General features: G+C 58.1%; 14 protein-coding genes. 10 read left to right on the top strand and 4 right to left on the bottom strand.

What is annotated here, in order from left to right; all coding sequences use genetic code 11:
* Nucleotides 1-13: 13 nt before the first annotated feature.
* Entirely contained in the window at nucleotides 14-1,315 is a 1,302-nt protein-coding gene (locus ACERY3_RS16465) for an inorganic triphosphatase (protein ID WP_373226027.1), read from the bottom strand.
* 229 nt (nucleotides 1,316-1,544) lie between these two features.
* Between ACERY3_RS16465 and ACERY3_RS16460 the strand changes: the two genes are divergently transcribed.
* Together ACERY3_RS16460 and ACERY3_RS16455 are read left to right on the top strand one after the other, a co-directional pair.
* Complete coding sequence (locus ACERY3_RS16460) at nucleotides 1,545-2,165, top strand: TIGR04211 family SH3 domain-containing protein (RefSeq protein ID WP_024906484.1); 621 nt, start codon at nucleotides 1,545-1,547, stop codon at nucleotides 2,163-2,165.
* A 60-nt stretch (nucleotides 2,166-2,225) separates the two neighbouring features.
* On the top strand, nucleotides 2,226-3,467 hold the full coding sequence (locus tag ACERY3_RS16455) for a multifunctional CCA addition/repair protein (RefSeq protein ID WP_033147076.1): 1,242 nt from the start codon (nucleotides 2,226-2,228) through the stop codon (nucleotides 3,465-3,467).
* 10 nt (nucleotides 3,468-3,477) lie between these two features.
* Here ACERY3_RS16455 and bacA read toward each other — a convergent pair whose 3' ends face one another.
* Nucleotides 3,478-4,299 (bottom strand): undecaprenyl-diphosphate phosphatase, encoded by an 822-nt coding sequence (gene bacA, locus ACERY3_RS16450; RefSeq protein ID WP_008502957.1) that lies wholly within the window; start codon nucleotides 4,297-4,299, stop codon nucleotides 3,478-3,480.
* A gap of 106 nt (nucleotides 4,300-4,405) precedes the next feature.
* Complete coding sequence (folB, locus tag ACERY3_RS16445; protein ID WP_045888206.1) at nucleotides 4,406-4,774, bottom strand: bifunctional dihydroneopterin aldolase/7,8-dihydroneopterin epimerase; 369 nt, start codon at nucleotides 4,772-4,774, stop codon at nucleotides 4,406-4,408.
* Nucleotides 4,775-4,881: 107 nt separating this feature from the next.
* Between folB and plsY the strand changes: the two genes are divergently transcribed.
* Together plsY and ACERY3_RS16435 are read left to right on the top strand one after the other, a co-directional pair.
* Entirely contained in the window at nucleotides 4,882-5,502 is a 621-nt protein-coding gene (plsY, locus tag ACERY3_RS16440; RefSeq protein WP_048974922.1) for a glycerol-3-phosphate 1-O-acyltransferase PlsY, read from the top strand.
* Between the two features lie 85 nt (nucleotides 5,503-5,587).
* A complete protein-coding gene (locus ACERY3_RS16435) occupies nucleotides 5,588-7,054 on the top strand; it encodes an MFS transporter (protein WP_337037825.1) in 1,467 nt (488 codons plus the stop codon).
* A 40-nt stretch (nucleotides 7,055-7,094) separates the two neighbouring features.
* On the opposite strand, the gene ACERY3_RS16430 is transcribed toward ACERY3_RS16435, so the two are convergent.
* A complete protein-coding gene (locus ACERY3_RS16430; protein ID WP_373226026.1) occupies nucleotides 7,095-7,517 on the bottom strand; it encodes a MarR family winged helix-turn-helix transcriptional regulator in 423 nt (140 codons plus the stop codon).
* A 148-nt stretch (nucleotides 7,518-7,665) separates the two neighbouring features.
* Between ACERY3_RS16430 and ACERY3_RS16425 the strand changes: the two genes are divergently transcribed.
* The 6 genes from ACERY3_RS16425 (at nucleotide 7,666) to ureE (ending at nucleotide 12,460) form a co-directional block, all read left to right on the top strand.
* A complete protein-coding gene (locus ACERY3_RS16425) occupies nucleotides 7,666-8,679 on the top strand; it encodes an alpha/beta hydrolase (protein WP_373226025.1) in 1,014 nt (337 codons plus the stop codon).
* 145 nt (nucleotides 8,680-8,824) lie between these two features.
* Nucleotides 8,825-9,652, top strand: a complete 828-nt coding sequence (locus tag ACERY3_RS16420) for an urease accessory protein UreD (RefSeq protein ID WP_319876927.1) — start codon at nucleotides 8,825-8,827, stop codon at nucleotides 9,650-9,652.
* A gap of 10 nt (nucleotides 9,653-9,662) precedes the next feature.
* A complete protein-coding gene (locus ACERY3_RS16415) occupies nucleotides 9,663-9,965 on the top strand; it encodes an urease subunit gamma (RefSeq protein ID WP_006811999.1) in 303 nt (100 codons plus the stop codon).
* 10 nt (nucleotides 9,966-9,975) lie between these two features.
* Nucleotides 9,976-10,290, top strand: coding sequence for an urease subunit beta (locus tag ACERY3_RS16410; protein WP_033146674.1), 315 nt, complete (start codon nucleotides 9,976-9,978; stop codon nucleotides 10,288-10,290).
* On the top strand, nucleotides 10,283-11,986 hold the full coding sequence (ureC, locus tag ACERY3_RS16405) for an urease subunit alpha (RefSeq protein WP_246946672.1): 1,704 nt from the start codon (nucleotides 10,283-10,285) through the stop codon (nucleotides 11,984-11,986). The genes ACERY3_RS16410 and ureC overlap by 8 nt, the downstream gene beginning before the upstream one ends.
* Before the next feature lie 9 nt (nucleotides 11,987-11,995).
* Nucleotides 11,996-12,460 (top strand): urease accessory protein UreE, encoded by a 465-nt coding sequence (gene ureE / locus ACERY3_RS16400; protein WP_196355099.1) that lies wholly within the window; start codon nucleotides 11,996-11,998, stop codon nucleotides 12,458-12,460.
* Nucleotides 12,461-12,469 lie beyond the last annotated feature (9 nt).

Here is a 12,469-nt window from a genome sequence, read left to right as displayed (position 1 = left end):
TTCCTTGCCAGAGTTAACGTTTTCCGCTGTGCAGCCAGAACGGCTCCTGCGAAATGGCCTCGTTACGGAAATGCTCAATCTCAATATGCTGGCGGGTTTCAATGGCATGCTTCAGCCCCTGCCAGTTTTCCAGCCAGGCCTGGGTTTTAACGCCGTCATAAGCGCCGGAAAGCAGCAGCATGCTGTCGATGTTGCGCGACAGACGGGGAAGCTGATCGCCATACTGGTCCCCGAGCGGATACGCAAAGGTACTCTTCAGCTCGGCGGCATGACGGGAAAGATGAATATCCGCGAAACGCTTAAAGTTTTCCGCGATTTTGGCCTCCGCTTTCGCATCCAGGAAGGCGCGCCAGCCGCGCGTCACCAGAAACTCGGTCAGCGCCAGTTTTGCCGAAGCGGCTTGCGGGCTGTAGATCGCCGTTTGCGCCGATACGTCGGAGAGCATCAGCGTTTCGGTTTGCGTCAGCAGATCACGTAAGTGAGCGCTCGCTTTGCGAGGAACAATACCGCCGAACAGCGTCAGGGTATGGCGCACCAGGGCAATCGCCGCCAGCACGTGGGATTTCGCGTTTTTCACATTTCGCACCCACAGCTCTTCATGGTACTGCCACTGAGAAAGCGCCAGCTCCAGCGCGGCTTCCAGACCCTGTTCAACGCTGGCTTTCGGCGCAACGTGCAGGATGGTCGTCTCTTTCAGCACGCGCGGCGCATTTCCGGCGGCCAGATGGTAACCCCGAGCGGCTTTACTCAGGCTTCCCTGACGCAGTCCGGACTGGTTCACCAGCCTGCGCGCCAGCTTCAGCACGTCATTCGCGTCCCCTTCCAGCAGCTCAAGCTCGAGTTCGCAAATCGGCTCCTGGCACTCACCCGCCTTCACGTCGCCCAGATCGAGGGCGATTTCGATGCGGCTTTTGCCTTCCGTCACCAGCCATTTTTCGCGCCAGAAATCGGTGCTGAACAGCGGCTGTACCTGTTCCGCCAGCGTGGAAGGCAGCTCGCCATCCGGCCAGACTTCCGTCGGGAAACGTTCCAGCTCAAGTTCTGGCTTGCTGATGTCGATATTGTATTCCGGGCGCTGATGTAAACCGCCGACCACGCGGCCGGCAATTTTCATCGTCATCTCGTAGCGCCCGTTCGCGCCGCGGATGCGCAGCCCCATATCGTGGCGGCGCAGCCAGTTGTCTGGCGTTTCGTAATAGATATTAAGCAGTTGTACCGGTTCATGGTGTTCGCCGGAAAGCGTATGCAGATGCTGGCGGAGTGCGTCAACGCTGTCTTTTTCGACGATAAACTTTAATTCGATTTCTTGTGCCATAGCCTTGTACTTTTGCGGGCGTCACAGACGCGTCAATGAGGGCGAACTTCCTCGCCATTTGTTTGTCAGTACATAGTATTTTGCGCCAAATTGCCATGCAATGAGCAATTTGTCGGGCGTAAATGTATAGAGTCGTGACACAGATGATTCTGATTGCTGACGAATGCTTTGCGTAGAGACACTGTTGCCACTACTATCGTTCCACTATTTATGAAAATAACGACTAATGATGCTTAAATTACGCCTGATTGGACTTACTTTACTCGCTTTTAGCGCCGCAACCGCAGTGCACGCTGAAGAGAAGCGTTACGTTTCTGACGAACTGAACACCTGGGTACGCAGTGGCCCTGGAGATAATTATCGCCTCGTGGGCACGGTGAATGCCGGCGAGGAAGTCACCCTGTTACAGACCAACGCGGACACCAATTACGGTCAGGTTCGCGACAGTACCGGCCGTACGTCCTGGATCCCGCTGAAAGAGCTGAGCACCGTGCCAAGCCTGCGCACGCGCGTTCCCGATCTGGAAAACCAGGTGAAGACCCTGACCGATAAGCTGAACAACATCGACGGCACCTGGAACCAGCGCACCGCTGAAATGCAGCAGAAAGTGGCGCAAAGCGACGGTGTGATTAACGGCCTGAAAGAAGAGAACCAGAAACTGAAAAACGAGCTGATTGTCGCGCAGAAGAAAGTGAATGCCGCTAATCTGCAGCTCGACGACAAACAGCGCACCATCATCATGCAGTGGTTTATGTATGGCGGCGGCGTGCTGGGCGTGGGTCTGGTGCTGGGTCTGGTCCTGCCGCATCTGATCCCAAGCCGCAAGCGTAAAGACCGCTGGATGAACTAATTCGTCTTCTCTGCCAGACTTACGTATCATTCTGGAAAAGAGAAAACGGGAGAGTTGGGCGTGAAGAGTTATCTGGTCGGTGGTGCGGTACGTGATGCGTTGTTAGGTCTGCCGGTCAAAGATAAAGACTGGGTGGTGGTTGGCGCTACCCCTGAAGAGATGCTCGACGCGGGCTACCAGCAGGTAGGCCGCGATTTTCCCGTGTTCCTGCACCCGAAAAGCCGTGAAGAGTATGCCCTGGCGCGTACCGAGCGGAAATCGGGCTCGGGCTATACGGGCTTTACCTGCTATGCCGCGCCGGACGTGACGCTGGAGCAAGATCTTCTGCGCCGCGATCTCACCATCAACGCGCTGGCGCAGGACGAGGACGGGCAGATCGTTGACGCCTATGGCGGTCAGGACGATCTGCGCAACCGTCTTTTACGTCACGTCTCCCCGGCGTTTTCTGAAGATCCGCTCCGCGTGCTGCGCGTGGCGCGCTTTGCCGCGCGTTACGCCCATCTCAGTTTCCGTATTGCCGATGAGACAATGGCGCTGATGACCGCCATGACCGAGGCGGGCGAGCTTGAACACCTGACGCCAGAGCGCGTCTGGAAAGAGACGGAAAATGCCCTCACCACGCGCAACCCGCAGGTCTTTTTCCAGGTCCTGCGCGACTGCGGCGCGCTGAAGGTGCTGTTCCCGGAAATAGACGCGCTGTTTGGCGTACCTGCCCCGGCAAAATGGCACCCGGAAATTGATACCGGCGTACACACGCTGATGACACTGAGCATGGCGGCCATGCTCAGCCCTGACGTGGACGTGCGCTTTTCCACCCTGTGCCACGATCTCGGCAAAGGCCTAACGCCAAAAGAATTCTGGCCTCGCCACCACGGGCACGGCCCAGCGGGGGTGAAGCTGGTCGAGGGGCTGTGCCAGCGTCTGCGCGTGCCGAACGAGATCCGCGATCTGGCGAAACTGGTGGCCGAGTTCCACGATCTGATCCACACCTTCCCTATTCTGAAACCGGCCACCATCGTTAAGCTTTTCGATAACATCGACGCCTGGCGCAAACCCCATCGCGTCGAGCAAATCGCGCTCACCAGCGAAGCTGACGTGCGCGGTCGTACCGGGTTTGAAGCGTGCGATTACCCGCAGGGACGTTTACTGCGTAAAGCCTGGGACGTAGCAAAAGCGGTGCCCACGAAGGACGTTGTCGAAGCGGGATTCAAAGGGCCGGAAATTCGCGAAGAGCTCACGAAACGGCGAATTCAGGCGGTGTCGGACTGGAAGGAAAAGCATTGCCCTCAGCCGAAAGACTGAGGGCCATCGGTCAGAAGAAGACCACGTACACCGCAGCCGCCACGATAAAGCGATAGATCGCGAACGGAATAAACGAGATACGCTTAATCAGCTGCAGGAATGTTTTAATGGCAATCAGCGCCACGATAAACGCGGTGATGAAGCCGACGGCGAACATCGGAATGTCGCCCGTGGTGAGGAAACCAATGCTTTTATAGAGGTCAAGCGCGGTGGCGCCCATCATCATCGGCACCGCCAGCAGGAACGAGAACTCTGACGCGGCGTAACGGCTTACGCCCATCAGCATCCCGCCGGAGATGGTTGCGCCTGAACGCGAGAAGCCCGGCCACAGCGCCAGACACTGGAAGCAACCGATGATAAACGCCTGACGATACGTCATATCGTCCAGACCTTCCGCGCGCGGCGTTTTTGGCTTCAGCACTTCTGCGGCGATGAGCAGGAAGCCCCCCACCACCAGCGCGTACATTACGTTAATTGGGTTAAACAGCGATTTGATGGCGTCGTGGAACACCAGGCCCAGCACCACCGCCGGGATCATCCCGAGCAAAATATGGATCAGCGACAGGCGACCTTTACTCATCCCTTCATGCTGCGGCGGACGGCCAAAATGGATGCCGATCAGGCCAAACAGGCGACGCCAGAACATCACGACCACCGCCAGAATAGACCCCAGCTGGATCACCACTTCAAACGTTTTTGCGGTATCGCCTTCAAAGCCCAGCAGATGGCCAACGATAATCATATGGCCCGTACTGGAAACCGGCAAAAACTCCGTCAATCCTTCGACCACACCCAGTATTGCCGCCACCAGCAGCGAGTGCATATCGCTCATCTATAAACCCCTAAAAAAGATATAAAAAAACGGTCGCCCCAACGGCTACCGTGAAAGATACAGCTTTAAGACCGGTATAACCTAAAATGGTTTAGCAATTATGACGTTAATTCTTGCCTTTCAGATTTGTGCCACGCTCAATAATGACGCCAACGTTGGCGGCGCGCGCCACCGCTCCCGGCTTGCTCAGCTTAATGCGCACCCACGGTGAATTGAATTTTTTCAGCAGCAATTCTGCGACTTCTTCCGCCACCCGTTCGACCAGCGCAAAACGTTGACCTTCAACGTGGGCGATGACCGCTTCACTGATATCGGCATAGCTCAGACAGTCGTTTACGTCATCGCTTTTTGCCGATTTGCGGTTATCCCATCCCATTTCGATATCGAACACCAGCTTCTGCTCGATGGTCTGTTCCCAGTCGTAAACACCAATTGTGGTGATTACCGAAAGTTGCTCTATAAATACAATATCCATCACGACCTGCCTGCTTTTTGGCTAAACCGGATACCACTTCCGGCGAATTATGCGTATTATCCACAGATGCTGAGAATACAGATACATTTTCAAAACGGAACAGCGTTATGAGTGCAATCGCGCCTGGAATGATCCTCCTCGCCTATCTTTGCGGCTCAATCTCCAGCGCCATTCTGGTCTGCCGCATTGCCGGGTTACCTGACCCGCGTGAAAATGGTTCCGGGAATCCGGGGGCGACCAACGTACTACGAATTGGCGGCAAGGGAGCAGCCGTAGCGGTTTTGATTTTTGATGTTCTGAAAGGGATGCTGCCCGTCTGGGGCGCCTATGCGCTGGGCGTGACGCCGTTCTGGCTGGGGCTCATTGCTATTGCTGCCTGCGTCGGCCATATCTGGCCCATTTTCTTTGGTTTTAAAGGCGGAAAAGGCGTTGCGACGGCCTTCGGTGCGATTGCACCTATCGGCTGGGATCTCACCGGCGTCATGGCCGGGACCTGGCTTCTGACCATTCTTCTTAGCGGCTACTCGTCGCTGGGCGCCATCGTCAGCGCGCTGATCGCCCCGTTCTACGTCTGGTGGTTCAAACCCCAGTTCACTTTCCCGGTGTCGATGCTCTCCTGTCTTATCCTGCTGCGTCATCACGACAATATCCAGCGCCTGTGGCGTCGTCAGGAGACCAAAATCTGGACGAAGCTCAAGAGGAAGAAAAAAGACGCTCCGAAGGGTTAGTTATGCCTTATAGCCAAATGTGATTTTGGTCACCTTCTGCCTGTGGTAACTGTTAGAGACACAACACAACCACACAAAAAGAAAAATGGCAGAAATCACAGAACCAACTCCCCTTTCAACGGCAGGAAGCACCCCGGATGGCGACATCCAGTGGGTGCGCAGCGCGTCGGACGTATCACGCCTCGTTAATGACGGCTCTCAGGGCCGGGCAAACGCCCGTATCGTGGTCAGTATCGCGCTGGGCGGTATTTTCCTCGATGCCTACGATCTGGGCGCGCTGGCGTTCGGCATTAAAGACATCACCCGCGAATTTAACCTGACGCCCGCCGGGACCGGTATGGTGGCCTCGGCGATTACCTTTGGTGCCATTGTCGGGGCGCTGCTCGGCGGTTACCTCACGGATAAAATCGGGCGCTACCGCGTTTTTATGGCTGATATGGTGTTCTTCGTGGTGGCGGCGATCGCCTGTGCGCTGGCCCCGAACGAATATGTGCTCGCGGGCGCCCGCTTTGTGATGGGGCTGGGGGTCGGGATCGACCTTCCCGTGGCGATGGCGTTTTTAAGCGAGTTCGCCAGGCTGAAAGGGCCCGGAAATAAGGCCTCCAGCGTCGCGATGTGGTGCCCCACCTGGTATGCCGCCATCAGCATCTCCTACCTGCTGGTGCTTTTCTTCTACGCCGTGCTGCCGGAGAGCCACAGCGACTGGCTGTGGCGTTTGATTCTCGGCTTTGGCGCGGTGCCCGCGCTGGTGATTATCGCCATCCGCAGCCGCTATATGAGTGAATCTCCGGTCTGGGCGGCGAATCAGGGCAACCTGAAAGAGGCGGCGTCGATTTTACGCCAGTCGTACAACATCAACGCCCACGTGCCGCAGGACGCGCTCGGCCAGCCCGCACCCGTCGTGAATAAAGCGAAATGGTCAAATTATCTGAACCTGTTTCGCGGCATCTACTTGCGCCGCACGACGCTCGCCACGCTGCTGTCCGTCGTCTCTTCCTTCGCCTATAACGCCGTGGCGTTTGGTCTGCCGGTGATCATCTCCAGTTTCTTTGTCCAGTCGATGCTCACCACCATTCTCATTTCTCTGGCGCTTAACCTGCTGTTTGCCTTCGTCGGCGGACTGCTGGCGGTACGCTACGTGCCGCGCTTCGGCGCCTGGCGGATGTCGCTTGCGGGTTATACCTGTCAGCTTGTCGCATTGCTTGGCCTGGCGCTGATTGGCCGACCGGAAGGTGCCTCTGAAGGCGTGCTCGCCGTCGCGATGCTGGCGCTGTTCCTGTTCGGTCAGGGCTTCGGCCCGGGCGCGCATACCATGACGTTCGCCTCCCTGAGCTACCCGACCTCGCTGCGCGGCGTGGGCGTGGGTCTCAACCAGACGCTGATGCGCAGCAGTTCCACGCTGTCGCTGTTTCTGTTCCCGCTGCTGGTCGCCTCGCTGGATACCGCCGTGTTCTGGGTGATTGCGCTGGCGCCGTTTATCGGCCTGGCGTCGCTGCTGGCGATCCGCTGGGAGCCGTCCGGGTATGACGTGGATGCGGAGGACTACCGGTAACGACACATCACTTCGGTGGGTTCACCCCGCCGAAGGGTTCTTACAAATCGTCGAGCAGCGTCCGGGAGAGTTTTTTTAGCGTCTCAAGCTCATCGTCATTCATCCGCATGCTGCAGCGGATCTGGTCCGGCAAAGCCATCACCCGTTTCTTCAGGTCTTTGGCCTTATCGGTCAGTACGACATTTTTCATCCTTTCATCACCCACAACCGCGATACGGTTGAGGAATCCTTTTGCCTCAAGCTTTTGTACAAGCGGGGTCAATGTGCCCGAATCAAAAAACGTCTTATCGCTGAGATCGCGAAGTGGGATGTTGTCTTTCTCATAAAGCGCCATCAAAACAATGAATTGCGGATAGGTTAGATCCATCTCTTGCAGTAAAGGGCGATACTGGCGAACAAACGCGTTGGTGACCGAGTACAGCGAGAAGCAAAGTAAATCGTCTAGCGTTTTGTTTTCTTTCATTTTTCTATCAACTCCAAATCGGTTGCCTAAAAAAAATTATAAATAATGTTTGACTAAAAGTATCTTGCGCGCAAGTATTACATCAACAACTAAATAGCACACTACTTAGCTATCTCATCCGATCAAATACGCTTAAAGAGGCACTACCATGAAAACACTAATCGCCATCCTGGTTTCTTCCGTCTTCGCGTCAGCTGCGGCATCCGCTCAAACCACCAATACCCCAACCCCGACCGCAGGCGTACAGGCATTTCTTAATGTTTTGAATTCCGGCAAGGGTAAGCCAATGGAACAGATGACCCCGCAGGAGGCCCGCCAGGTACTGATTGGCGCGCAGCAAGGTGCAAAACTGCCGCCCGCTCAGGTTTCTGAAAAAACGATCCAGGTAAATGGCCAGGCGATAAAACTGAAAATAGTAAAACCTGAAAACGCCAGCGGCACACTCCCCGCCTTTATGTTCTTTCACGGCGGCGGCTGGGTGCTGGGTGACTTCCCTACCCACGAACGTTTAATCCGCGACCTCGTTCGCGCTTCGGGTGCCGCTGCGGTTTACGTCGATTACACCCCGTCACCTGAGGCCCATTTCCCGGTGGCAATTAATCAGGCCTATGAAGCGACAAAATGGGTCGCCGGGCACGGTCAGGAAATTGGCGTGGACGGTAACCGTCTGGGTCTGGTGGGTAACAGCGTCGGCGGCAACATGGTGGCTTCGGTGGCGCTGCAGGCCAAACAGTTCAATGGGCCAAAAATTCGCTACAACGTCATGCTCTGGCCGGTTACCGATGCGAACTTTGATACTTCCTCGTATAACCAGTTCGAAAATGGCTATTTCCTGTCGAAAAACATGATGAAATGGTTCTGGGATAACTACACCACCAGCGCTGCCGATCGCAACAATATCCTTGCCTCTCCGCTTCGCGCCAGCACCGCGCAGTTGAAAGGCTTCCCCGAGACGCTGATCCAGACGGCTGAGCTGGACGTTCTGCGGGATGAAGGTGAAGCATTCGGGCGTAAACTGGATGCGGCTGGCGTCCCGGTGACCGTCACGCGCTATAACGGCATGATCCACGACTACGGCCTGCTTAACCCGCTGAGCCAGGAGCCCACGGTGAAAGTTGCCCTTGAGCAGGCAGGTGCAGCGTTGCACGAGCACCTGAAATAGTCTCGTCATTGCTTATTCAGAGCACGGCCCCGGTCGTGCTTTTTTATTTCTCCTGCCTGGCCATCCATAAGCGACTCGTATGACAGGCTTCATTTCCGCCAGGGCATACTGAAACGTATCCCGATGGTGTGGAAATGGATGCAGCATGTTAGCAGCTCAGGTCACTGATAATACGTATAAAGGCTGGCAGGCGTCGCTTGCCCTGCAGTTTTGTCACACCCCTGAGAAAACCCTCCTGTACTCCGCCCACCACGTCGGGCCGCTCACCGTTCAACGTCCGTTTTACCCCGAAGGGGAAACCTGCCACCTTTACCTGCTGCACCCGCCCGGCGGGATCGTGGGCGGCGACACGCTGGACATTTCCGTTCAGCTGGACGCCAAAAGCCACGCGCTCATCACCATGCCCGGGGCGAGCAAGTTCTATCGCAGCAGCGGCCCGCAGGCGCGTCTGAACCAGCATTTTTACCTCGAGGAAGATTCCACCCTGGAGTGGCTGCCACAGGACACCATTATCTTCCCCGGCGCGAATGCCGCGCTGCGCTCCGTCTTCCACCTGAAGGCCTCCAGCACGCTGCTGGCGTGGGAGCTGTACTGCCTGGGGCGTCCGGTGATCGCTGAGACCTTCAGCCACGGCACCCTGGAAAGCCGCCTTGAAATCTGGGTTGAAGACGAACCGCGCCTGATCGAGCGTCAGCATCTTAGCGACGGCGATCTCACGCCCGTCGCCGGACGTCCGTGGCTCGGCACGCTGCTGTTCTATCCGGCCAAAGAAGAACATCTCGACGCGGTGCGCGAACGGCTCGCGCCGCTGGAAAATTATGCAGGTGCAACGCTCACCGATGACCTGCTGTCGGTGCGTTTTCTCTCCGACGACAACCTGATTTGCCAGCGGGTGATGCGCGACATCTGGCAGTCGCTTCGCCCGCTTCTCACCACCAAAACCGCCTGTTCGCCGCGTATCTGGCAGACATAAGAGAAACGTTATGGAACTGACCCCCAGAGAAAAAGACAAGCTGTTGCTGTTCACCGCCGCGCTGGTTGCCGAACGCCGCCTTGCGCGCGGGGTAAAGCTCAATTACCCGGAATCGGTCGCGCTGATCAGCGCCTTCATTATGGAGGGCGCGCGCGATGGCGAAACCGTCGCCTCGCTGATGGAGGCGGGCCGCCACGTCCTGAGGCGCGACCAGGTCATGGAGGGCGTCCCGGAGATGATCCCGGATATTCAGGTCGAAGCCACCTTCCCGGACGGATCGAAGCTCGTCACCGTCCACAACCCGATCGTCTAAGGAGCGCGTGATGATCCCAGGTGAATACCAGATCCAGCCCGGAACGATTGCCCTCAACGTCGGGCGTGAAACCCAACGCGTGGTTGTCGAAAATCACGGCGACAGGCCGATCCAGGTCGGATCGCACTATCACTTTTACGAGGTCAACCCGGCGCTGAAGTTCGATCGGGAAGCCACCAAAGGCTACCGACTGAATATCCCGGCGGGCACCGCCGTGCGCTTCGAGCCCGGCCAGAAGCGGGAAGTGACGCTGGTTCAGGTCACGGGGGCGCAGCGCATTTTCGGCTTTCGCGGCGAGGTGATGGGCGAGGTGAAACATGGCTGAGATTTCACGCCGGGCATATGCCGATATGTTCGGCCCCACCACCGGGGATAAAGTGCGGCTTGCCGACAGCGAGCTGTGGGTCGAAGTGGAAGACGATCTCACGGTCTACGGCGAAGAGGTCAAATTTGGCGGCGGAAAGGTGATCCGCGACGGCATGGGCCAGGGGCAGATGACCGCTGAGGGCTGCGTGGATCTGGTTCTCACCAACGCGCTGATCGTCGATCACTGGGGGATCGTAAAAGCCGATATCGGCGTCAAGGACGGACGGATCTTCGCCGTCGGCAAAGCCGGGAACCCGGACATTCAGCCCGGCGTGACGATCCCGATTGGCGCGGCAACGGAAGTGATTGCCGCTGAAGGGAAGATCGTCACCGCCGGCGGGATCGACACCCACATCCACTGGATCTGCCCGCAGCAGGCGGAAGAGGCGCTGGTTTCCGGCGTCACCACCATGATCGGCGGCGGCACCGGACCGGCGGCGGGCACCAACGCCACCACCTGCACGCCGGGGCCATGGTATATCGCCCGCATGCTGCAGGCTGCCGATACGCTGCCGGTGAATATTGGCCTACTCGGCAAGGGTAACGGCTCCAGCCCGGACGCCCTGCGCGAGCAGATTGCCGCGGGCGCCATCGGGCTGAAGATCCACGAAGACTGGGGCGCGACGCCCGCGGCAATTAACTGCTCGCTGGAGGTGGCTGACGAGATGGATATTCAGGTGGCGCTGCACAGCGACACGCTGAACGAGTCCGGGTTTGTCGAAGACACGCTGGCGGCCATCGCCGGACGCACCATCCACACTTTCCACACCGAAGGCGCGGGCGGCGGCCACGCGCCGGATATCATCACCGCCTGCGCGCATCCGAATATTCTGCCCTCTTCCACCAACCCGACCTTGCCCTACACGGTGAACACCATCGACGAGCATCTCGACATGCTGATGGTTTGCCATCACCTCGATCCGGATATCGCCGAGGACGTGGCGTTTGCGGAATCCCGCATTCGTCGTGAAACCATTGCCGCCGAAGACGTGCTGCACGACATCGGCGCGTTCTCGCTTACGTCGTCAGATTCGCAGGCCATGGGCCGCGTCGGGGAAGTGATTATCCGCACCTGGCAGGTGGCGCACCGCATGAAGGTCCAGCGAGGCGCGCTGCCGGAAGAGACCGGTGAAAACGACAACTTCCGCGTAAAGCGCTACGTCGCTAAATACACCATTAACCCGGCGCTCACCCACGGCATCGCCCACGAAGTCGGTTCGATTGAGGCGGGCAAGCTGGCGGATCTGGTGGTCTGGTCCCCGGCGTTCTTCGGCGTGAAGCCTGCCACCATCGTCAAGGGCGGAATGATCGCCTGCGCGCCGATGGGCGATATCAACGCCTCGATCCCCACGCCGCAGCCGGTGCATTACCGTCCGATGTTTGGATCGCTGGGCGCCGCGCGCCACGCTACCCGACTGACGTTTATCTCGCAGGCCGCCAGTGCGAACGGCATTCCGCAGCAGCTCAACCTGCAGAGCGCCACCGCGGTGGTGAAAGGCTGCCGGACGGTGAAAAAGGCGGACATGATCCACAACGGCCTGCAGCCGAATATCACCGTGGACTCGCAAACCTACGAGGTGCGCGTCGACGGTGAACTGATAACCAGCGAACCGGCTGACGTTCTGCCGATGGCGCAACGCTATTTCCTGTTTTGAGGAGTGATGATGATCTATTTAACCCAACGCCTGGACCACGCGCATCCGATTACCGCCAGCGTCACGCTGCCGATTGACGTGCGGGTGAAAAGCCGCGCCCGCGTAGCGCTGAACGACGGCCGCGAAGCCGGGCTGATGCTGCCGCGCGGCCTGCTGCTACGCGGGGGCGACCTGCTGACGACCGACGACGGCAGCGAGGTTGTCGAGGTGATCGCCGCCCCGGAGTCCGTATCCGTGGTGCGCTGCGCCGATCCGTTCCTGCTCGCCCGCGCCTGCTATCACCTGGGCAACCGCCACGTGCCGCTGCAGATCATGCCCGGCGAGCTGCGCTATCACCACGACCACGTTCTCGACGACATGCTGCGCCAGTTCGGTCTGGACGTGACCTACGCCAGCCTGCCGTTTGAACCGGAAGCGGGCGCTTACGCCAGCGATGCCCACAGCCACAGCCATTCTCACGCTCATTCACATTAAGGATCCATC

The organism is Enterobacter cloacae complex sp. ESBL7, from assembly GCF_041679625.1.
GTDB classification, from domain to species: domain Bacteria; phylum Pseudomonadota; class Gammaproteobacteria; order Enterobacterales; family Enterobacteriaceae; genus Enterobacter; species Enterobacter asburiae_B.
The sequence above is the reverse complement of the archived record's forward strand: the minus strand, read 5'-3'. Positions and strand labels throughout refer to the sequence as shown.